The organism is Solimonas aquatica, assembly GCF_900111015.1.
In the GTDB taxonomy this organism is placed as follows: domain Bacteria; phylum Pseudomonadota; class Gammaproteobacteria; order Nevskiales; family Nevskiaceae; genus Solimonas; species Solimonas aquatica.
On sequence record NZ_FOFS01000007.1, the window covers coordinates 215,339 to 237,140 of the forward strand.

The 21,802-nt window shown below is 67.5% G+C and carries 19 protein-coding genes; 10 read left to right on the forward strand and 9 right to left on the reverse strand.

Features of this window, described 5'->3' with window-relative positions:
- Positions 1-47: 47 nt before the first annotated feature.
- The 6 genes from BMY12_RS10525 to BMY12_RS10550 form a co-directional block, all read right to left on the reverse strand.
- Positions 48-1,580 (reverse strand): DHA2 family efflux MFS transporter permease subunit, encoded by a 1,533-nt coding sequence (locus BMY12_RS10525; protein ID WP_093285625.1) that lies wholly within the window; start codon positions 1,578-1,580, stop codon positions 48-50.
- A complete protein-coding gene (locus BMY12_RS10530; protein WP_093285628.1) occupies positions 1,577-2,641 on the reverse strand; it encodes an HlyD family secretion protein in 1,065 nt (354 codons plus the stop codon). Before BMY12_RS10530 ends, BMY12_RS10525 begins: the two co-directional genes overlap by 4 nt.
- Positions 2,642-2,655: 14 nt before the next feature.
- On the reverse strand, positions 2,656-3,123 hold the full coding sequence (locus BMY12_RS10535; protein WP_093285630.1) for a MarR family winged helix-turn-helix transcriptional regulator: 468 nt from the start codon (positions 3,121-3,123) through the stop codon (positions 2,656-2,658).
- 100 nt (positions 3,124-3,223) lie between these two features.
- On the reverse strand, positions 3,224-3,670 hold the full coding sequence (locus BMY12_RS10540) for an acyl-CoA thioesterase (protein WP_093285709.1): 447 nt from the start codon (positions 3,668-3,670) through the stop codon (positions 3,224-3,226).
- Between the two features lie 50 nt (positions 3,671-3,720).
- Complete coding sequence (locus BMY12_RS10545) at positions 3,721-4,068, reverse strand: carboxymuconolactone decarboxylase family protein (protein ID WP_218140161.1); 348 nt, start codon at positions 4,066-4,068, stop codon at positions 3,721-3,723.
- Positions 4,069-4,111: 43 nt separating this feature from the next.
- On the reverse strand, positions 4,112-5,548 hold the full coding sequence (locus BMY12_RS10550; protein ID WP_093285633.1) for a WS/DGAT/MGAT family O-acyltransferase: 1,437 nt from the start codon (positions 5,546-5,548) through the stop codon (positions 4,112-4,114).
- A 114-nt stretch (positions 5,549-5,662) separates the two neighbouring features.
- On the opposite strand from BMY12_RS10550, the gene BMY12_RS10555 reads away from it, so the two are divergent.
- Positions 5,663-6,679: a right-handed parallel beta-helix repeat-containing protein gene (locus BMY12_RS10555; RefSeq protein ID WP_093285635.1), complete on the forward strand. Its 1,017-nt coding sequence runs from the start codon at positions 5,663-5,665 to the stop codon at positions 6,677-6,679.
- A complete protein-coding gene (locus BMY12_RS10560; RefSeq protein ID WP_093285638.1) occupies positions 6,679-7,245 on the forward strand; it encodes a DUF2946 family protein in 567 nt (188 codons plus the stop codon). The genes BMY12_RS10555 and BMY12_RS10560 overlap by 1 nt, the downstream gene beginning before the upstream one ends.
- 149 nt (positions 7,246-7,394) lie before the next feature.
- On the opposite strand, the gene BMY12_RS10565 is transcribed toward BMY12_RS10560, so the two are convergent.
- The 3 genes from BMY12_RS10565 to BMY12_RS10575 form a co-directional block, all read right to left on the reverse strand.
- A complete protein-coding gene (locus tag BMY12_RS10565) occupies positions 7,395-7,847 on the reverse strand; it encodes a metallophosphoesterase family protein (RefSeq protein ID WP_281242419.1) in 453 nt (150 codons plus the stop codon).
- A 25-nt stretch (positions 7,848-7,872) separates the two neighbouring features.
- Positions 7,873-8,415 (reverse strand): hypothetical protein, encoded by a 543-nt coding sequence (locus BMY12_RS10570; RefSeq protein WP_093285643.1) that lies wholly within the window; start codon positions 8,413-8,415, stop codon positions 7,873-7,875.
- Positions 8,416-8,525: 110 nt separating this feature from the next.
- Positions 8,526-10,604: a protein-disulfide reductase DsbD family protein gene (locus BMY12_RS10575; protein ID WP_093285645.1), complete on the reverse strand. Its 2,079-nt coding sequence runs from the start codon at positions 10,602-10,604 to the stop codon at positions 8,526-8,528.
- Between the two features lie 176 nt (positions 10,605-10,780).
- Here BMY12_RS10575 and BMY12_RS10580 point away from each other — a divergent pair, with 176 nt between their 5' ends.
- The 8 genes from BMY12_RS10580 to BMY12_RS10615 all read left to right on the forward strand — a co-directional run bounded on the left by BMY12_RS10580 (position 10,781) and on the right by BMY12_RS10615 (position 21,658).
- The gene (locus BMY12_RS10580; RefSeq protein ID WP_093285648.1) at positions 10,781-11,956 is read left to right on the forward strand and encodes a saccharopine dehydrogenase family protein; all 1,176 of its coding nucleotides are present in this window, start codon (positions 10,781-10,783) and stop codon (positions 11,954-11,956) included.
- Positions 11,957-11,996: 40 nt separating this feature from the next.
- Positions 11,997-12,377 carry a DUF423 domain-containing protein gene (locus BMY12_RS10585; protein WP_093285650.1) on the forward strand — a complete coding sequence of 127 codons (381 nt, stop codon included), beginning with the start codon at positions 11,997-11,999 and terminating at the stop codon, positions 12,375-12,377.
- A gap of 273 nt (positions 12,378-12,650) precedes the next feature.
- Positions 12,651-13,898: an RsmB/NOP family class I SAM-dependent RNA methyltransferase gene (locus BMY12_RS10590; RefSeq protein ID WP_143068918.1), complete on the forward strand. Its 1,248-nt coding sequence runs from the start codon at positions 12,651-12,653 to the stop codon at positions 13,896-13,898.
- A 115-nt stretch (positions 13,899-14,013) separates the two neighbouring features.
- Positions 14,014-14,757: a TetR/AcrR family transcriptional regulator gene (locus BMY12_RS10595; RefSeq protein ID WP_245732447.1), complete on the forward strand. Its 744-nt coding sequence runs from the start codon at positions 14,014-14,016 to the stop codon at positions 14,755-14,757.
- Entirely contained in the window at positions 14,720-16,240 is a 1,521-nt protein-coding gene (locus tag BMY12_RS10600; protein WP_093285656.1) for an efflux transporter outer membrane subunit, read from the forward strand. The genes BMY12_RS10595 and BMY12_RS10600 overlap by 38 nt, the downstream gene beginning before the upstream one ends.
- A gap of 51 nt (positions 16,241-16,291) precedes the next feature.
- A complete protein-coding gene (locus BMY12_RS10605; RefSeq protein ID WP_093285658.1) occupies positions 16,292-17,485 on the forward strand; it encodes an efflux RND transporter periplasmic adaptor subunit in 1,194 nt (397 codons plus the stop codon).
- Positions 17,486-17,498: 13 nt separating this feature from the next.
- The gene (locus BMY12_RS10610) at positions 17,499-20,591 is read left to right on the forward strand and encodes an efflux RND transporter permease subunit (RefSeq protein WP_093285660.1); all 3,093 of its coding nucleotides are present in this window, start codon (positions 17,499-17,501) and stop codon (positions 20,589-20,591) included.
- A 107-nt stretch (positions 20,592-20,698) separates the two neighbouring features.
- Positions 20,699-21,658 (forward strand): beta-ketoacyl-ACP synthase III, encoded by a 960-nt coding sequence (locus BMY12_RS10615; protein WP_093285663.1) that lies wholly within the window; start codon positions 20,699-20,701, stop codon positions 21,656-21,658.
- Positions 21,659-21,802: the final 144 nt, after the last annotated feature.

Here is a 21,802-nt window from a genome sequence, read left to right on the forward strand (position 1 = left end):
GATGTATACAAGAGCAAGCCGCGTGCCATTCTTGCGGCGACGCTCGCTCAATCAAGCACGATGGGCTCCTGGCGCTCGGGCGGCGGTTCGCTGCCCTTGGGGCGGAACAGCAGCAGCAGCGGCATGCCCAGCAGCACGCCCCACATCATCACCTTGAAGTCGGCGATGGTGGCGAGCATGCCGGCCTGACGATTGATCTCGGCAATCAGGGTGCTGAGCGTCACCGCCTTCGGCAGACCGCCGGCGGCCTGCAGGTATTGATCCACGGCTGGATTGAAGGCGGTGATGTGCTCGGTGAGATAGGCGTGGTTCACCTGTGCCAGCCGCACCTGATAGGCAAAGGCGCCGGCGATGCCCAGGCTGCTGCCGACATTGCGCACCAGACCGTAAACCGAGGTGGCCTCGCCGCGATCACGGGCCGGCAGGGTGAGAAAGGTCAGGGTGGACAGCGGCACGAACACGAAGGCGATGCCCACGCCCTGCAGGATGCTGGCGCCATAGAGATGCCACATGGGCACATCGAGCGTGTAGTGCGACATCCAGGCCAGGGACAGCACGGTGCTGATCATGCCGAACAGCATCAGCGAGCGCGTGCCGACGCGGCCGATCAGCCGGCCCACCAGCCACATCGCGATCATGGTGCCGGCACCGCGCGGGGCGATGGCCAGGCCGGCGGCAAAGGCCGGAAAGCCGCGCAGGTTCTGCAGGAACGGCGGCAGCAGCGCGGAGGTGGCGAACATCACCACGCCGACGATGCCCACCAGCGCCAGGCCGGAAACGAAATTGCGGTCGGCGAACAGATGCGGGCTGAAGAAGGGCCGCGGATGCGTGAGGCTGTGCACCACGAACATGTAGAAGCTCAGCATCGCCAGCATGCATTCGATCATGATCTCGCGCGAATCGAACCAGCCCTGGCTTTCGCCGCGATCCAGCATCAGCTGCAGCGTGCCGATGGCCAGGCTCAGCATCGCGAAGCCTTTGAGATCCAGGGACTGCGTCGAGGTGGACTTGTCATCGTGGGGCAGGGACAGGCTCAGGCCCATGAAGGCCAGGATGCCGATCGGCAGGTTGATGAAGAAGGCCCAGCGCCAGTTGTAGAACTCGGTGAGAAAGCCGCCGACCGTAGGCCCCAGGATCGGCCCCAGCATCACGCCCATGCCCCACAGCGCCATCGCCGAGCCATGCTGCTCGCGCGGATAGGCATCGAGCATGATCACCTGCGAGATCGGCACCAGCACCGCGCCGAACACGCCTTGCAGCAGGCGGAACAGCACCATCTCCGGCAGCGAGCTGGCGATGCCGCAGAGCATGGAGGCGATGGTGAAACCGGTGATTGCCACCAGCAGCACGTTCTTGCGGCCGAAGCGTGCGCTGAGATAACCGGTGGGGCCGGTGGCGATGGCCGCCGCCACCACGTACGAGGTCAGCACCCAGGACACCTGATCCGAGGAGGCGCTGAGCGAGCCCTGCATATGCGGCAGGGCAACGTTGGCGATGGTGGAGTCCAGGGCCTGCAGCATGGTCGCGGCCATCACCGAGAGGGTGACGATGCCGCGCGCCGCCGGCGCGATCTGGCTCATCGCAGCGCTGCTTGCGTGGGCGCGGCCTGCCGTCCGCTCTCGGTGTCGATGCGGATCTCGCTGCTCATGCCGGCGCGCAGCGCGGGCTCGTCGTTCTGATGCTGGATCCGGATGCGCACCGGCACGCGCTGCACCACCTTCACCCAGTTGCCGGAGGCGTTCTGCGGCGGCAGCAGCGAGAACTCGGCGCCGGTGGCCTGACCGATGCTCTCCACCACGCCCTGCCACTGCGTGCTGGTGTAGGCATCGACGTCGATCTCGACACGCTGGCCCACGCGCACCTTCTCCAGCTGCGATTCCTTGAGATTGGCTTCCACCCAGGGGCCGGCGGCATCGACCACGCTCAGCACCGGCAGCGCCGGGGTCACATACACCCCCACCTGCGGCACCTTGCTGGCGATGCCGTCGATGGGCGCGCGCACTTCGGTGCGCTGCAGTTCCAGGCGCGCCTTGTCGAGCGCCGCCTGCGCATTGGCGTAGGTGGGATGATCCGCCACGGCGATGTCGGGATTGCCGTCGAGCTGCGCGCGCAGTTCATCGACATCGCGCTGCGCGCTGAGCGCCTTGCTCTCGGCAACCTGCAGCGCGTGCTCGGCGGCGTCCAGCGCCGAGGTGGGCGTGGCGCCCAGCGCCTGCAGGGCCTGCATGCGGTGCTGGTCCACGCGGCGGTAACGCAGATCGGCCTGCGCCGACGCCAGTTCCGCGACTTTCTGCGCGTAGCTGGCCTTCAGCGCCTGCACCTGCAGACGCGCGGTCTGCAGCGCGGCCTCGGCCTGCTGCACGGCCACCGCATAGGGCGCCGGGTCGATGCGGAACAGCAGCTCGCCCTTCTTCACCGCCTGGTTCTCGCGCACCAGCATGGTGTCGATCTTGCCGCTGACGTCGGCGCTGACGTTGACCATGTAGGCCTTCACATAGGCGTTGTCGGTGCTGATGTAGCGGCCGCCGAACAGCCAGAGATAGACGGCCGTCAGCAGCACCAGGGCCGGCACGCCCAGCAGCAGCACGCGGCGCAGGCCGGGATGATTGAGCAGCGATGGGTTCACGGGGTTCTGGGCCATGACGATGGTGTTCCTCAACCCGCGCGCGTGCGCGTGCGGGGGCTGGCGTCCTCGGCCAGCAGATTGGCCTTCACCCGCAGCAGCAGCGACTCCAGCTGTTGCTGCTCCTGCTCGCTCAGGCCGCGCATGGCTTCGGCACGCGCCTCGCGGGCCAGCGCCCAGAGCTTGCTGAGGATGGGATCGGCCTGTTCGGTGAGATGGAGGCGGAAGGCGCGGCGGTCGTTTTCATGCGACTCGCGGCTGACCCAGCCGGAACGTTCCAGGCGGTCGATCAGCTGCGTGACCGTGACCGGATGCACTTCCAGCTTTTCCGCGAGGCTGGCCTGGGTCAGGCCCGGCTCCCGGGCGATGGCGGCCAGCGCCAGGCTCTGCGGCTGGGTCAGCTTCAGATGCTGGGCGCGGCGGCCGAAACTCAGCCGGTACAGGCGGCTGATTTCAAACACCAGGCTGACGAAGCCGGGGGCTGGAGGCTTAGCGGGCATATCATTAGCGTACTTATGATTTGCCCGCAAAGCAACCGGCCGGGACTGCCAGGCGCGAGGCGAAGCTCTGCCGCTGCTCTGGCGGCTTGCCTCTCACATCTCACGAACAGGCGCGCAGTCCCTTCAGGCGCTCGGCGTGCTGCAGGCGCGACTCGCGGCGCAGCTGGGCTTCGGCGTGGCGGCGTTGTTCGTCGGCGCTGACCGGCGTGAGTTCCGGCACCGGGCGCGGCCGGCCCTTGGCGTCGAGCGCCACGAAGGTCAGGTACGCCGAGAGGATGTGGCGGCGCTGCTCACCGTCGTAGCTGCGCGCGTCGACCTTCACGCCCACTTCCATGGAGCTGTGCCAGGCGCGGTTGACCGAGGCATTGAAGATCAGCACATCGCCACGCATGGCCGGCGCCACGAAATGCACGGCATCGACGCTGGCGGTGACGCAGACGCCGCCGGCGTGGCGATCGGCGCAGACCGCCGCGAAGCGATCCATCTGCGCCATGATCAGACCGCCGAACACCGTGTCGTTGGCGTTCAGATCGTTGGGAAACACCATGTAGACCTGCTCGCGCACCGCCGAGTAGTCCACCGTGTGCACCTGGCCGCTCACGGCTGCGGCGCCGGGCTGTCGTTGTAGAACTTCATGGCCATTGCGCCATGCAGGCTGGCGGCGCCGGCGCGCAGGGCGGCGGCGATGAAGCTGGTTTCCGCCAGCTCCTCGGCGCTGGCGCCGGCCTTCTTTGCGGCCTTCACATGGGCTTCGATGCAGTACGGACACTGCGTGCTCAGGGCCACCGCCACCGCGATCAGCTCGCGATACTTCTGCGGCAGCGCGCCGTCCTGCCGGCCGATCAGCTTTTCCAGGCCCAGCCAGGCCGCGTATTCCTGCGGCGCCGCGGCCTTCATGGCCTTGAGCTGCAGGACGTCGTTGGGGTCGTGGTAGTGCGCGGTCACGGATGCGGCTCCTGGTTGGCGACGGGTTTGCGGACGGGCGCGCTCAAGCGCCCTGGCTGCGGCTGCGCCGGCTTTTCTTCACCGCCGGCGCTTCGGGCTGGGGCTGCGGCTGCAGTTCGCCGGCGGCCTCTTCCAGCTCCACCAGACCCTGCTCCAGATAATCGAGCAGGCGCTGGATGCGGGGCAGGGTGCGGCGGCAGGCGATGATGCCGAACTCCAGACGGTCCACGTAGCTGGTGAGCGTGATGTTGAGCGCCAGGCCGTCGGTGATGACCGACACCGGATACATGCCTTCCAGGCTCGCGCCGCTCCAGTACAGCGGCCGCTTGGGGCCGGGCACGTTGGAGATGATCACATTGAAGGACTGCCAGCGCGGCGCCAGGCCCGTGGCGATGTTCAGGCCGGCCGGCGCCATCACCGCCGCCACGTAGTTGAGCATGGCCGCGCCGCCCAGGCGCGAGTAGCGCCGCTTGGCGTCCTGCACCGAACCGCGGATGGTTTCCAGGCGGTCCAGGGGATTGGCCAGATGCGTGCCGAGATTGGCCAGAATCATCGCGATCTGATTGCCCTCGTCGGAATCGTCACGACGCAGCGACAGCGGCACCATCGCAATCAGCGGCTTCTGCGGCAGCGCCTCCAGATCCATCAGATAGCGGCGCAGGGCCGAGGCGCACATCGCCAGCACGATGTCGTTGACCGTGGCGTGCAGCGGCTTGAGCAGGGCGCGGATGCGCGGCAGGCTGTAGGACTGCGCGGCGAAGCGCCGCGAGCCGGTGATGCGCTGATTGAGAATGCTGCGCGGCGCCTGGAAGGCCGAAACGAAATCGGGGTTCTCGCGCGCCTCGCGGATCGAACGGTACAGCTCGCGCGTCACCACCGGAATGGTCGCGGCCTGGGTGCGCGCGCCCTCGATCAGCCGCGCCAGACCGACGATGGCCAGGTCCGCACCGGGTTCGCGCTCGCGATTGCGGCGCTGCAGGGTCCAGGGCGGCGTCAGCTCTGCGCTGCGGTCCTCGCTCATGCTCTTGCGCAGGATGCGCGTGGCGGCGATGCCGTCCACCAGGGCGTGATGGATCTTTGCGTAGATGGCGAAGCGGCCGTCCTCGATGCCGCTGATCACATACAGCTCCCACAGCGGCTTGGCGCGATCCAGCGGCGCACTGTGCAGCTGCGAGACCAGGGCCAGCAGCTCGCGGATGCGGCCCGGCGCCGGCAGGGCGAGATGGCGGAAATGCGCTTCCAGATCGAAGGCCTCGTCCTCCACCCAGAACCAGTTGCCGAAGCGACGGTTCAGACGCAGGTTGAAGGGCGGCAGGGCCGCGGTGGCCTCGCGCAGCTTCTCGACCTGCCTGGCGAGAAAATCGGCCGGGGCGTCGGCGGGTGGACGCAGCAGCTGCAGACCGCCCACGTGCATGGGCTGGTTGCGGCGTTCTAACAACAGGAACAACTGGTCCAGCGGACTCAGCGGCTTGGGCAGCATGAGGGCTCCAGTTTTTTTGGGGGAAACGCGAGTCTAGGCGAAAAGTGCGGGCGCGGTGGCTGACGAGTCTCACGCTTCATAGGACAATAGCGCGCTTTGCCGCGCACACCTCGCATGATCCGCCTCGCTCTTCGCTCTGTTGGCCTGCTGTCCGCGCTGCTCCTGCTCGCACCCGCGGCGAGCGCTGCTTCCTGCACGCTCAAGCTCAAGCCGGGCGCCGCACTGCAGGCTGCGGTGGACCGTCTGCCCGCCGACAAGCCCGCCACGGTGTGTCTGGCCGCCGGTGAATATCCGCTGGCGCATGCCCTGGAAATCCGCCGGGGCGGTCTGACGCTGCGCGGCGCCGGCGCACGCAGCGTGCTGCGGCTGCGCGAAGGCACGCGAGAGCCGGTGATCGTGATCGGTGATGCGCACAATGAAGTGCCGGCGCAGGCGATCCGCGAGGTGCGGATGGAGGCGTTGCGCGTGATCGGCGCCGACAGCGATGGCGAATTCACCGCCGACCGCCCCTGGCTCAGCAACAGCGCCATCGTCGTGCGCCGCGGCGAGAACATCGTGCTGCGCAAGCTGGAGGTGAGCAGCTGCCGCAGCGCCTGCATCCTCACCGAGCGCGACACGCGCGGCGTGCGCATCGAGGACAGCGAGATCAGCGGCTCGGTCTGGGACGGCCTGTCCTTCAACCGCAGCGCGCAGATCCTGGTGCGCGGCAATCAGATACACGGCAATCGCGCCGCCGGCATCACCGTCGAGCATCTGGAGGACAGCCGCATCGAGGACAACCGCATCGAGGCCAACGGCTCGCACGGCATCTATCTCTCCGACGCCTGGCGCAACCGCTTCAGCGGCAACCGGTTCATCGGCAACCGCAACGCCGGCGTGTTCCTCACCTGCTCGGTGCGCTACCACGAGCCCGCCCCGGTGCTGTGCTGGGACAACAGCATGAGTCAGGGCAATGTCTTCGAGCACAACCGCTTCCAGCACAACGAGCACGGTTACGATGTCGGCGCCGACGACGCGGCCAATTGCAGCAAGCCGGAGTTTCTCGGCAACATCTGGCGCGATAATGACAGTGACGCCCCCAACCGCGATCCGCAGCCGCAGCGCTTCGGGCTGTGCACCAGGAGCTCGTGATGGAAGACTGGGTTTACAAGGCGATGTCGCGCTGGCCCGATGTGCCGGCACTGTATGGCTGGCTGTCGCTGGACCGGCGCGGCCATTGGCGTATCCGCGGCGAGATCATCAGCCGGCCGCAGATCATCGACACCATCAACCGCAATTACGCCGTCGATGCGCGCGGCTGCTGGTACTTCCAGAACGGGCCGCAGCGCGGCTACATGCAGCTGGAGTACGCGCCCTTCGTGCTCTACGTGCACAAGGATCATCTGCGCACCCATACCGGCCAGACGCTCAGCGATCTGCTGATGGCGTTTCTCGACGAGGAAGGTTCGCTGCTGCTGCTCAGCGAGTACGGCGCCGGCCTGCTGCTGGACCAGGATCTGCCCTGGGCGCTGACGCGGCTCTACGCCGGCGAGGCGCCCGCCGATGAGGCGCAGCTGCTCGCCGCGCTGCAGCGGCCCTCGGGCGCCGAGACCGGCCTGGAACTGCATTACGCGCAGCAGCGCGTGCCGGTGCAGCGACTGGACCGCGACGCGATGCCCGAGACCTTGAGCTTCGTGCGCGAACCCAGGGCCTCTTAACCATCGCTTTACGCGCTGCGTTGCTGCCGGAAATCGCGACATGCGGCCTTGGCAGCCGCTGGCTTGGAACCACCAAGCGGCGCGTCTGCCGCCTTGCCCTGCGCCAAAACAGCCTCCGTCGCAGCGGGCAAAGTGATGGTTGACAGGCCCTAAGCCGGAAGCGTGATCAGCTCCGCCTGCGGCGCCGGGCCATCCAGGCGCAGCAGCGCCAGCGAGATCGGCAGGCTGAAGCGCCGTGGTCCGGCGCTGCCGGGATTGAGGTAGAGCACGTTCTCGCGCCACTCGATCTTCGGCCGGTGCGTGTGGCCCGTCACCACGATATTCACGCCCGCCGCAGACGGCGCAAAGCCCAGGGTCTTGAGATCGTGCAGCAGATGCAGGCGCCAGGCGCCCAGCTGCAGGCAGCGGCAGTCGGCCTGGGTGCTGGCCCAGTGATCGGTGTCGTTGTTGCCGCGCACCGCCATCACCGGCGCCAGCGCCGAGAGCGAATCCAGCACCGCCGCATCGCCGATATCGCCGGCGTGCAGGATCAGCTCACAGCCGGCCAGGGCCTGCCGCGCGGATTCGCGCAACAGGCCATGGGTGTCGGAGATCAGGCCCAGGCGGCGGGCCGGCGAGCGCTGCGGCTCAGCCGCCGGTGTCGATTTCCACGGCGCTGAGCTTGCCGTCCGGCGCGTAGAAGAAGCGTACGGTGTCATCCTTGCCATCGTACACGGTGTAGCTGATGCCGCCGCGGCTGGGCCGGCCCAGCACCGCCTCGACCTGCGCACGCGTGGCGCCGATCTTCAGCGCATCGAGCAGCGGATGCTCGGCGCCGTCGACGCGCAGATGCGAGATGAACGCCTGCTCGCCGTAGTCGATCACGCGCAGCCGCATGCCATCGGCAAAACTCAGACGCACGCTGTGCGGTGTCTGGGCCTGCGTCGGGGCGTCTTCGGCGTGCAGGTCTTCGGTCTTTTCATCGCTGAGCTTGGGCAGGGCGCGGAACTCGGCGAGCGTCTTGCCGGGCGCCAGTGCGTGCAGCACCGAGAACGCCCAGAGATCGATGTCAGCCGGGCTGACGGTGGGCTTGGCTGCGGCCTTGGCGCCTGCGGCCAGACCGGGATTGGCGGATGCGGCCAGCAGCAATGCGGCCAGCAGCAGATGCGATGCTTTCCTGATGACGGACATGATGATCCCCCCTGTTTGTTGACCCAAGGTCCCCTCGCTCCTGCGCTTCCCTGCGCGAGGCCGATTGTGCGGCAAGGCGCGGTAAAGCGGCAGGGCCGGGATGATGGTCTTCAGTCCAGGGCCTTGAGCACAATGTCGGGCGTCAATAACTGCGGCAGGATCCTGGCTTCGCCGCCCTTGGCATAAACCAGATACAGGGGCACGCCGTTGCGGCCGAAGCGCGCCAGCTCGGCGGTGATCGCCGGGTCGGCGCGCGTCCAGTCCGCCACCAGCACCGCCACGCCGCGCTCGGCGAAGGCCTGCTGCACGCGGGCATTGTTCAGCGCCACGCGCTCGTTGACCTTGCAGCTCAGGCACCAGTCGGCGGTGAAATCCACGAACACCGTGCGGCCCTCGGCGCGCAGCTCGGCGACGCGGGCCGTGGACCAGGCCTGGCGCTCGCTGCCGGCCTGCGCCGCGGCGGCCTGCGGCGCCTGCGCCGGCGGCAGCTGCACGACCAGGCCGATCGCGCCGGCGAAAGCGGCCAGCTTGAACAGCGAGGCCAGCAGGCCATGCGCGCGCCACAGCCAGAGAATGAAGGCCAGCAGCACCAGTCCGACCATGATCTGCGCGCTGGCATTGATATCGAGCTGACGCGCCAGCACCCAGAGCAGCCAGACCACGCTCAGATACAGCGGGAAGGCCATGGCCTGCTTGAAGCGTTCCATCCAGGCGCCGGGCTTGGGCAGCAGGCGCGCGGCGGCGGGCACGAAACCGATCAGCAGGAAGGGCAGCGCCAGGCCCAGGCCCAGCGCCGCGAACACCGCGATGGCCAGCGGCGGCGGCTGGGTCATGGCAAAGCCGATCGCGGTGCCCATGAACGGCGCGGTGCAGGGGCTGGCCACCACCACCGCCAGCACGCCGGTGAAGAACGCGCCCGACCAGCCCTTGCGCTCGGTGAGGTTCTGGCCGACGTTCATCAGGCCGCTGCCGAATTCGGCGGCGCCGGACAGCGACAGGCCCAGCGCGAACAGCAGATAGCAGAGCACGGCCACGAAGGCCGGCGATTGCAGCTGGAAGCCCCAGCCCACCGCTTCACCGGCGCTGCGCAGCAGCAGGATCGCGGCGGCGGCGCCGACGCAGGAGGCGATCACGCCGGCGGTATAGGCCAGCGCCTGGCCACGCTGCTGCGCCGGACCGGCGCGCGCGATGGACAGGGCCTTGAGCGAGAGCACCGGAAACACGCAGGGCATCAGATTCAGCACCAGACCGCCGAGCAGGGCGAACACGAACACCGCGAGCAGGCCCATCGGTGCCGGCGCGGCGCCCTCATCGCCGCCTTCCGGCGCGGCCTGCAGCTTCTGCGCGGGGCTGTCCTTGGGCAGGGCGGGCACGCTGCCGGCGCGCGCCGTGATTTCGTAGGCGCGCGCATCGCCGGCGGTGTCGATCAGCAGCAGGCCTTGCACCGGCGTGCTGGCCGCGACGTAGTAGGCATTGAGCGCCTGGCTCAGGCGCAGCTGCGCACCCTGCAGCTGCTGGCGCTGCGCGGCGGCGTGATTGATCAGATCGGCGGCGTAAGGGAAGAAGCTGATGCGGCTGGCGCCCTGCACGCTGGGGCTCTGCACCGCCAGCGAGAAGTCGCCGGCCTGCACCTGATACTGCGCCGGCCAGTCCACGGACTGCGGCAGCTGCGCGCGCGCCTGCGCGAACGCCGCCTTCAGGCGCGGATCGGTCTGTGCCTGCGCGGCGACCGGCAGCGTCAGGCTCAGCTCGGCCTTGCCGGGGATGCACAAGTCCTTGCACACCAGCCATTTCGCGGTGGCCTTGAGCGTGAGCGGACCCCGCACGCCGGCGTCCAGCGTCAGCGGCACCAGATGCAGGGTCTCGGCGCCGTAGCCGTAATTGACCAGCTCGCCCAGGCGGAACTGATGCGGATAAGGCCACTGGATCTGGCCGGCCTGCACGCCGGCGGGCAGCTGCCATTCCAGCTTGGTGGCGATGCCGGAATCGCCGGGGTTGCGCCAGTACACATGCCAGCCAGCCTGCGGCTTGAGGCGCAGCGCGATCATGTTTTCCGCGCCGGCCCGCAGGGTCTGGTTCTCGCTGAGCAGCTCGGCTTGTACCGGCTGCGTCTGTGCCGCGACGAGTCCGGACAGCGGCATCAGCATCAGGATCAGCAGACGGACAAGGGTTCTGGCGAGCGTGGACATGGAGAGCCGGTGGAGCCTGGGGGAGGACCGCGCAAGGATAAGCGTTCGATCCCGGAATTTTCTTAAAAGTTCTTAAGCCTGCGCTGTGGATCGTCCAGACGGCGCTGGCGCGGTGCACAGGCGGCTGATTACGATTCGTCGATAACAAGCAGCACAGACCTGGAAGGAGAGTGGCAATGAAGGCCCGCAGCTACGACATCGTGCTGTTTGGTGCGACCGGCTTCACCGGCCAGCTGGTGGCCGAGTATCTCGCGCGTCACGGTGGTGAGCGTCTGCGCTGGGCGCTGGCCGGACGCAATCCCGACAAGCTGCGGCGCGTGCGTGAACAGCTGCAGGCAATCAACGCCGACTGTCGTGATCTGCAGCTGATCGCCGCGGATGTCGATGATCCCGCCGCGCTGAAGAAACTCGCCGCCAGCGCCCGCGTGGTGATCAGCACCGTGGGGCCGTACATCGTGCATGGCGAGCCGCTGCTGGCGGCCTGCGCCGAAACCGGCACGGATTATCTGGATCTCACCGGCGAGCCGGAGTTCGTGGATCTGATGTGGCTGCGCCACCATGAGCGCGCCCGCGAAAGCGGCGCCCGCATCATCAACTCCTGCGGCTTCGACAGCGTGCCGCACGATCTGGGCTGCTGGTACACGGTGCAGCAGCTGCCCGAGGATGCAGCGCTGCGCGTGCAGGGTTTCGTGCGCGTGGGCGGCAGTTTTTCCGGCGGCACCCTGCATTCGGCGGTGCTGGCGATGTCGCGTCTGCGCCAGTACGCGCGCACGCGCCGCGAACGGCGCCGGCGCGAAGCACAGCCGCTGGACCGGCGCATCGGCAGCCTGCGCCACGGCCTGCGCTATCTGCGCGAGCTGGACAGCTGGGCGCTGCCGATGCCCACCATCGATCCGCTGGTGGTGCGGCGCAGCGCCGCGGCGCTGGAACGTTACGGACCCAATTTCCATTACGGCCATTACCTGCAGCTCAAGCGTCTGAGCCAGGTGGCGCAGATCGTCGGCGGCGCCGGAGCGCTGATGCTGGGCGCGCAGTTCCGCGCCACCCGCGAGCGTCTGCTGCATCTGCGCAGCCCCGGCCAGGGGCCGAGCCCCGAGCGTCGCGCCAAGAGCTGGTTCAAGATCAGCTTCATCGGCGAAGGCGGCGGGCAGCGGGTGCGCTGCGAGGTCGCCGGTGGCGATCCGGGCTATGGCGAGACCGCCAAGATGCTGGCCGAGTCGGCGCTGTGCCTGGCCTTCGACAAGCTGCCGCGCACCGCCGGCTTCGTCACCCCGGCGCAGGCCATGGGCAATGCCCTGATCGAGCGCCTGCAGCGCCAGGGCATCCGCTTTCGCCTGATCGAGCGCAGCTGATAAGGTCGCGCTCCTTTCGCGGATTTTCAGGGACGAGGCGATGAGGCTGGCTCTGGCGCTCGGCGCCTTTTACGGTTTTTCCGGCGTGGCGCTCGGCGCCTTCGGTGCGCATGCCTTGCGCGCGCGCCTGCCGGCCGATCTGCTGCAGATCTGGCATACCGCCGTCGAATACCAGTTCTATCACGCCCTCGCGCTGCTGGCGGTCGGCATCCTGGCGCAGCGGACGGCGACGCCGGGCCTGGGCGTGGCCACGATCTGCTTCGCACTGGGGGTGCTGCTGTTTTCCGGCAGCCTTTATGCGCTGGCCCTGAGCGGGGTGCGCGGCCTGGGCGCGATCACGCCGCTCGGCGGCCTGCTGTTCCTGTGCGGCTGGCTGGCGCTGCTCCACGCGGTCTGGCGCGGCGCCGGGCGCGAGGCATAAAAAAAGCGCGGTACCGTTGCGGGCCCGCGCTTCTTTTACAGCTCCACCGCTTACTTCTTCTTTGCGGCCTTTTTCGGAGCAGCTTTCTTCGCTTTCTTCGCAGCAGCCATGACAACCTCCTATGAAGGTGTGAGTGATGGCGCCTTCCATAAGGCCCCCCGGCCCAAGGTCGACAACCGCTGTGGATCGTGTCATTGACTTTTTTCAAACACAATAGATTGTGGTCATGAGCCGACAAACGGTCATATATAGCGTGTCGTCGGGGGCGTCGGCATGAGCGCTCCCTTGCCTGGGCCCTTGCGCCCGCCGCAGTGGCGCGCCGCCGCCGGCGTGCTGCAGCAGGTGCTGAACGAGGCGCGTGCCGCCGATCTGTGCCTGCAGCAGCACTTCGCCCAGCACCGGCAGATGGGCAGTCGCGACCGGCGTCTGGTGAGCACGCTGGTGTACGGCGTGCTGCGCGACGCCATGCGCCTGCGTGCCATCGCCGGCGAGGCCGCTTCCGGCGAGGCCTGGCTGGCCCTGCATCTGCTCGCGGCCGGTCAGGCCGACACCGCCACGCTGGCGGCGCTGGGCTGTGCCGAGGCGGCGCGCTGGCAGCAGCGCCTGCAGGACTTCGACGAAGCCGGCCTGAGCGAGGCGGCGCGCGCCAATGTCCCGGAGCCGGTCTGGGCCTTGTGGTGCGAGCAGTACGGACGGACGCAAACGCGCGCGCTGGCGGCGGCCCTGAATCAGGAGGCGCCGGTGGATCTGCGCGTCAACACGCTCAAGGCCAGCCGCGCGCAGGTGCTGGCGGCGCTGCAGGCGGCCGGCATCGAGGCGCAGGCGGGCGCACTGAGCGAGGACTGCGTGCGTCTGCCCCGGCGGGTGGCGCTGCAGACCCTGGACTGTTACCGCCAGGGTTGGGTGGAGCCGCAGGATCAGGGCAGCCAGCTGCTGGCGCGCCACCTCGGCGCGCAGCCGGGCGAACGCATCGCCGACTACTGCGCCGGCGCCGGCGGCAAGACTCTGGCGATCGGGGCGGCCATGGCCGGTCGTGGCGAGCTCTGGGCGCTGGACGTGGACGCCGCGCGCCTGCGCCGTCTGCCGCCGCGCGCCGAGCGTGCGGCGCTGGCCGGCTTGCAGCTGCGGCAGCTGCCGGATGCCGAGTGGCTGCTCGCGCAGGCCGGCAGCTTCGATGCGGTGCTGGTGGATGCGCCCTGCTCGGGCAGCGGCACCTGGCGGCGCAATCCGGAACTGCGCCTGCGTGCGCTGGATCTGCCGGCGCTGGCCGCGCGGCAGCTGGCGATTCTGTGCGATGCGGCGACGCTGCTGCGCAGCGGCGGGCGTCTGGTCTATGCCACCTGCAGCCTGCTGGCGGCCGAAAACGAGGCGGTGATCCAGGCCTTCTGTGCCGGGCATCCGGACTTCATGCCGGACCCGGACGTGCCGGACGCGTCGCCGGCGCAGCGCAATCCGCTGCGCCTGCTGCCGCAGCTGCACGGCTGTGACGGCTTCTTCGCGATGCGCCTGCGCCGACGCTGAACGCGCAGCGGCAAACGCCCGGTGCCGCCGGCGCGGGTCCTGGGTGTTTTTCTGGACTTGCAGGGATTTTGAATCAGATTCAAAATTCGGATCGTATTCAAAACCTCCCCTTTTCATGAGCACCAAGGACCGCCGGCAACGCGAGATGGCGCATCGGGAACATCTGTTCCTGAAGGCCGCGCGTGAGGTGATTCAGCAGCAGGGTCTGCTCAATCTGCAGATGTCCAAGGTGGCGGAGCGTTGCGATTACGCGGTCGGCACCCTCTATCAGCATTTCCAGTCCAAGGAAGACCTGCTGGTGGCGCTGGCCGGAGATGAAATCCAGGAGCGCGTGCAGGCCTTCCAGCGCGTCCGCGCCTGGAAGGCGCCGACCCGTGACCGCATGCTCGGTTTTGCAGTGGCCGACATGGTGCTGGCGCAGCGGTTCCCGGAGCTGTTCCGGCTGCAGCAGTTCGCCTTCACCGAGGTCATCTGGGACGCCGCGCCGCTGTCGCGCCGGCAGGCCTCGATGGCCGCTTATGCGCCGCTGCGCGAAAGCTGCGAAGCTGTGGTGGATGAGGCGGAGGCCTGTGGCGATCTCGACTTGCGTGGCCTGAACAAGTCGCAGGTGTGCCTGGCGCCCTGGTCCCTGGTGGTCGGCATGCATGCCATCGTGCACAACGAGGGTGTGGCGGATCGCAGCACCTCCCAGGAACCCTACCGCCTGTTATTGCGTCACTGCAGTGCCCTGCTCAACGGTCTGGGTTGGCGACCCTTGTGCGATGAAACCGATCATGCCGCCCTGGATCGGCTGGCTCTTACCGTCTGTGAAGAGGTCCTTCATGAAAAATGGCTCCCCTGTCTCGCCTGCCGCTGCTGATCTGCGCCTGAGCGCGGCGGCGCTGTCGTCCCTGCTGCTGCTCAGCGCCTGCGCGCTGGGTCCCGATTTCACCAGGCCGCAGACTGCGGCCGGCGAGCGCTACACGCCCGAGGCCCTGCCGGCGCAGACGGCTGCCACCGAGGTGTCGGGCGGTGCGGCGCAGAAGCTGGTCGCCGGTGGTGAGATTCCGGCGCAGTGGTGGCAGCTGTTCGGCTCGCCGCTGATCAGCCAGCGTGTCGCCGAGGCCCTCGCGCACAGCCCCAGCCTCGCGGCTGCGCAGGCGGCGCTGCGGCAGGCCCAGGAAAACGTCAACGCCGCCGTCGGCGGTTATTACCCGGCGTTCAGCGCCGATGGCAGCGCCACGCGCGCCAAGACCAATACCGCCGCCAGCCCCGGCAGCAACAGCAGCTACTACTACACGCTGTACGGCGCTTCGGTGAACGTGTCCTACACCCTGGACCTGTTCGGCGCCACGCGCCGCGGCGTGGAGGCGCAGCGCGCCGCCGCCGAATACCAGCAGTTCCAGCTGGAAGGCGCGTATCTGACGCTCGCCGCCAATGTGGTCACCGCCAGCGTGCAGGAAGCCTCGCTGCAGACCCAGCTCAGCGCCACCGAGGACATTCTCAAGTCGCGTGAGGAACAGCTGAAGATCACGCAGAAGCAGTACGAGCTGGGCGCCATCGCGCGCACCGATCTGCTGGCCGCGCAGTCGCTGCTGGAAAGCACGCGCGCCACGCTGCCGGCGCTGCGCCAGCAGCTGGCGCAGGTGCGCAGCCGTCTGGCGGTGTACCTGGGCCGCATGCCCGCCGAGCAGGAAATCAGCCAGCTGGATCTGAATGCGCTGACCCTGCCGCAGGACGTGCCGGTGTCGCTGCCCTCGCAGCTCACGCAGCAGCGTCCGGACATCCGCGCCGCCGAGGCGCAGCTGCATCAGGCCACGGCCAGCCTGGGCGTGGCCACCGCGAATCTGTTCCCCAAGCTCACCCTGAGCGCTGGTTACGGCAGTCAGGCCGGAGCCGGCAATGAACTGTTCAAGTCGCCGGCGGAAATCTGGAACGTGGCGGGCGGTCTGAGTGCGCCGCTGTTCCAGGGCGGCACGCTGCGCGCCAACAAGCGCGCCGCGCAGGCCGCGCTGGATCAGGCCTATGCCAATTACCGGCTGACCGTGCTGCAGGGTTTTGCCAACGTCTCCGACAGCCTCAACGCCCTGCAGAACGACGCCCAGGCCCTGCAGTCGCGCCACGCCGCGCTGCAGGCTGCGGAACAGAATCTGGATCTGGTGCAGAAGTCGTATCGCGCCGGCGCCGTGGGCTATCTGAATGTGCTCGACGCGCAGCGTCAGCAGCAGCAGGCCCGCATTGATTTCATCACCGCGCAAAGTGCGCGTTACAACGATACCGCCGCGCTGCTGCAGGCGCTGGGCGGCGGCTGGTGGAATCGGCAGACGGAACCCGGCACGGCAGTGGCGGCCTCCGCGCCTTGATGTCGTTTATCTCGGGCACATAACGAAAGTAGATTTTCAGGGAACGAAACTATGAAACGCTGGGGCATTCTGGCGCTGATCGTGGTGGCATTGGTCGTGGTGATCGGCGGCATCAAGGGCTATTCGGTTTACAAGATGATCCAGGGCTTCAAGGCCCAGGGCATACCCAAGCAAAGCGTCTCGACCACCAAGGCCGTCTACAGCCAGTGGCAGCCGCAGCTGCAGGCCATCGGCAGCCTGCGTGCGCTGCGCGGCGCGGACTTGAGCGCCGAGGTCAGCGGTGTGGTGGAGGACGTGGTGTTCCAGTCCGGTGCCAGCGCCAAGGCCGGGCAGATGCTGGTGAAGCTGCGCGCCGCCGATGATCTCGCCAAGCTCGACGCGCTCAAGGCCAGCGCCGAGCTGGCCAAGGCCAATCACCTCCGCGATCTGGAGCAGTACAAGGCCAACGCCATCAGCAAGGCCGCGCTGGACGCCAGCGATGCCACGCTGAAGTCCGCCGTGGCGCAGGTCGCCGAACAGCAGGCGCTGGTCAACAAGAAGCTGATCCGCGCGCCCTTCGCCGGACAGCTCGGCATCCGCGCCGTGGACCCGGGCCAGTATGTTGCGCCGGGCACCAAGCTGGTCACTCTCCAGCAGCTCGATCCGATCTACGCCGACTTCACCCTGCCGCAGCAGGCGCTGGCGCAGCTGAAGGTGGGCCAGCGCGTGCAGGCCAGCAGCGACGCCTACACCGGCCAGGCCTTCAACGGTGAGATCGCCGCCATCGACGCCAAGGTCGATCCGGACACGCGCAACGTACAGCTGCGCGCCTTGCTGAAAAATCCCGAGCACAAGCTGCTGCCGGGCATGTTTGCCAGCCTCAAGGTCGACACCGGCACGCCGCAGCGCTATCTGACGCTGCCGCAGGCCGCCATCACCTTCAACCCTTACGGCGAGACCGTGTTCGTGCTGCTCACCGCCGCCCAGCTCAAGGCCGAGCGCGCGAAGAACAATGGCGCGGCGCAGGGCGACGCCAAGTCCACCACCGGCGAGCCGGAGCCGGAAGGCGAGCAGCTGGTGGCCAAGCAGGTGTTCGTCACTGTCGGCGCCACGCGCGGCGACCAGATCGCGGTGCTCAGCGGCCTGAAGGAAGGCGATGTGGTGGTGACCAGCGGCCAGATCAAACTCAAGACCGGCAGTGCCGTGGAGGTCAACAACACGGTGCTGCCTCTGAACAATCCGGACCCCAAGGTCCGCGACGAATAAGGCGCGGACAGCCATGAAATTCACCGACCTCTTCATCCGACGACCGGTCCTGTCGATCGTCGTCAGCCTGCTGGTGCTGGTGCTGGGGCTGCGCGCGCTCGCGCAGCTGCCGGTGCGCGAGTTTCCGAAGTCGCAGATCGCCACCGTCACGGTGACCACCTACTACTACGGCGCCAACTCCGACGTCATTGCCGGCTTCATCACCACGCCGCTGGAAACCGCCATCGCGCAGGCGCAGGGCATCGACTACATCAGCTCCAACAGCACCTCGGGGCAGAGCCAGATCAGCGCCAACCTGCGCCTGAACTACGACGCCAACCGCGCGCTCACGGAAATCAGCGCCAAGGTCAACTCGGTGCTCAACCAGCTGCCGGCGCAGGCGCAGAAGCCGCAGCTGGAGATCTCCACCGGCGAGTCCACCGACTCGATGTACATCAGCTTCTCCAGCAAGGTGATGCCCAGCAACAAGGTGACCGACTACCTCACCCGCGTGGTGCGTCCGAAACTGCAGGCCGTGCCCGGCGTGCAGCTGGCGGAGATTCTCGGCCAGCGTGAGTTCGCGCTGCGCGCCTGGCTGGACCCGGACAAGCTCGCCGCGCGCGGGCTGACCGCGCAGGACGTGTATACGGCGATCGGCGCCAATCACTACATCTCGGCCCTGGGCACCACCAAGGGGCAGATGGTGACCATGGACATCACCGCCGGCACCGATCTGCACAGTGTCGAGGAGTTCCGCAAGCTGGTGATCCGCCAGAGCGGTTTCTCGGTGGTGCGCCTGGAAGACATCGCCAATGTCACCCTGGGCTCGGAGAACGTCGACTTCGATTCGCTCAAGGATGGAACCAGTTCGGTGTTCGTCGGCATCAAGGTTGCGCCTGACGCCAATGTACTGACCGTCAACCGCGCGGTGCGCGAGGTGTTCCCGGACATCGCCGCGCAGCTGCCCGAAGGCCTGGAAGGCTCCATCGACTACGACTCCTCCGAATACATCAACAACGCCATCGCCGAAGTCGAGAAGACCCTGATCGAGGCGCTGGTGATCGTCACCTTCGTCATCTTCCTGTTCCTGGGCGCGCCGCGTTCGGTGCTGATTCCGGCGGTGGCGATTCCGCTGTCGCTGATCGGCGGCTTCCTGGTGATGCTGATTCTCGGCTACTCGATCAATCTGCTCACGCTGCTGGCGCTGGTGCTGGCCATCGGGCTGGTGGTGGACGATGCGATCATCGTGGTGGAAAACGTCGACCGCCATCTCAAGGAAGGCAAGTCGCCGCTGCAGGCGGCGCTGATCGGCGCGCGCGAGCTGACCGGCCCCATCATCGCCATCTCGGTGGTGCTGATCGCGGTGTATCTGCCCATCGGCTTCCAGGGCGGTCTCACCGGCTCGCTGTTCTCCGAGTTCGCCTTCACCCTGGCGGGCGCGGTCGGCGTGTCCGCAGTGGTGGCGCTGACGCTTTCCCCCATGCTCTGCTCACGCCTGCTGCGCGCGCATGACGAAAACCGCCTGGTGGCGATCATCGATCGCAACTTCGAATGGGCGCGCAGCCGTTATGAGCGTCTGCTGGGTTCGGCGCTGAAGACCTGGCCGGTGGTGGTGACTTTCGGTTTCATCATCTTCGCGCTGATCTTCGTGCTGGCGAAGTTTGCCAAGCAGGAGCTGGCGCCCGAGGAAGATCAGAGCTTCATGATCGTCTACGGCTACTCCAAGCCCGGCGACAGTCTCGGGCAGACGCTGCTGTACACCAATCAGGTACGCAAGATCGTCGAGCAGCATCCCGAGCGCAAGCTGACCTTCCAGCTGGTGGGCATCCAGGGCGTGAACTCGGCGCTGACCGGCGTGGTGCTCAAGCCCTGGGAGCAGCGCGAGAAAACCGCGATGCAGCTGCAGCAGGAAGTCCAGCAGCAAGTGAGCAAGGTTGCTGCGCAGGCGGTGTATGCCTCGCTGCCGCCGCCGCTGCCCACCGGCTCGGGCGGCACCAACACGCCCATCGCTTTCGTCATCACCACCACCGATCCCTTCATCAAGCTCGATGAGGTTTCGCAGGAACTGCTGTCGCGCGCCCAGGCCAGCGGCAAGTTCTACTTCATCGATACCGATCTGCGCATCAACAAGCCGCAGGTGACGGTGCAGGTGGATCGCGACAAGGCCGCGACCCTGGGCCTGACCATGCAGGACATCGGTTCGGCGCTGGGCGCGATGCTGGGCGGCGGTTACGTGAATTACTTCAGCATCTCGGGCCGTTCCTACAAGGTGATTCCGCAGGTCGAGCAGCAGGAGCGGCTCAATCCCGAGCAGCTGTCCAGCTATCAGATCCGTGCCGCCGACGGCACCATGGTGCCGGCTTCGACGGTGATCTCGCTGAAGACCGAGGCCATCCCGGCGCGCATCACGCATTTCCAGCAGCTCAACTCGGCCACGTTCTCGGCGGTGTCGAGCGTGTCGATGGGCGAGGCGCTGGATTATCTGAAGACCACTGCGCAGCAGATCGCGCCCAAGGGCTACACCGTCGATTACGCCGGCCAGTCGCGCCAGTACATGCAGGAGAGCAGCTCGTTTGCGCTGACCTTCGCCTTTGCCATCGTCATCATCTTCCTGGCGCTGTCGGCACAGTTCGGCAGTTTCCGTGATCCGCTGATCGTGATGATGTCGGTGCCGATGGCGATCTTCGGCGCCATGGTGTTCATCTTCCTGGGCGTGAAGAACGCCTCGATGAACATCTACACCGAGGTGGGTCTGGTGACGCTGATCGGCCTGATCGCCAAGCACGGCATCCTGATCGTGCAGTTCGCCAACGACGAGCAGCGCGCCGGCAAGACCAAGCTGGAGGCGATCATGTCCGCCGCCGGCATCCGTCTGCGTCCGATCCTGATGACCACCGCGGCGATGGTGCTCAGCGTCATTCCGCTGATCACCGCCTCCGGCGCCGGCGCCGTCAGCCGCAACCACATGGGCCTGGTGATCTTCACCGGCATTTCCATCGGCACCCTGTTCACGCTGTTCGTGGTGCCGGCCATGTATCTGATGCTGGCCGTGGATCGCTCGCCGAAGAAAGCGCAGCAGCACGATACGGCGGCGGATGGAGCCGAGCCGGACGCCATCCTGCCGTAAAGACTTTTCCGCAGGGGTGCCGGGCGGCAGCCGCACTGCCGCCCGGCGCGTTAAGATGCGTCACTTGGCCGCGCCGCGCGGCCTTCCCCTTGCAAGAGATTTTCTAGATGGCGTATTCCCGCATCATCGGCACGGGCAGCTACCTGCCGGAAAAAGCGCTTTCCAATATCGAACTCGAAGAGCGCATCGACACCACCGATGAGTGGATTTTCTCGCGTACCGGCATCCGCAGCCGGCATGTCGCCGCCGATGATGAGCAGACCTCCGATCTGGCCCTGCACGCCAGCCGCCGCGCGCTGGAGATGGCGGGCGTCAAGCCCGAGGAGCTGGACCTGATCGTGGTGGCCACCACCACGCCGGACATGATGTTTCCGTCCACCGCCGCCCTGTTGCAGCAGAAGCTGGGTGTGCGCGGCTGCACCGCCTTCGATGTGCAGGCGGTGTGCACCGGCTTCGTCTACGCGCTTTCCATCGCCGACAAGTTCGTCGCCAGCGGCCAGGCGAAGCGGGCGCTGGTGGTCGGTGCCGAAGTGTTTTCGCGCCTGCTGGACTGGAGCGACCGTCGCACCTGCGTGCTGTTCGGCGACGGCGCCGGCGCGGTGGTGCTGGAGCGCAGCGAGACGCCGGGCATTCTTTCCACGCATCTGCACGCCGACGGCAGCCAGAGCCACATCCTCAACGTGCCCGGTGCGATCCGCAACGGTGAGGTGCACGGCCGCGCCTTCGTGCACATGGATGGCTCCGCCGTGTTCAAGTTTGCGGTCAAGGTGCTGGACGAGGTCTGCCGCGAGGCCCTGGCCGCCAACAATCTGAAGGGCAGCGACATCGACTGGCTGATTCCGCACCAGGCCAATATCCGCATCATCCAGGCCACCGCCGAGAAGCTGGGCATGCCGCGCGAGCGCATCGTCACCACCGTGGACCGACAGGGCAACACTTCCGCCGCCTCGGTGCCGCTGGCGCTGGACACGGCGGTGCGCGACGGGCGGATTCAGCGCGGGCAGCGGCTGCTGCTGGAGGCGGTCGGTGGTGGCATGACCTGGGGCGCCGCGCTCCTCATCTGGTGAGCGCAGGCCGGCGGGCTGCTGCGCGCGCCGGGGCGAGCTCCGCCGTGCTCGCCGTACTCTTGTACGGCTGCGCGCGGCGAAGCTCGCCGCGACGCTGCTCACAACGCCCGCCGGCCCGCGCTCGGCGCCGCTTCACTGCAGCCG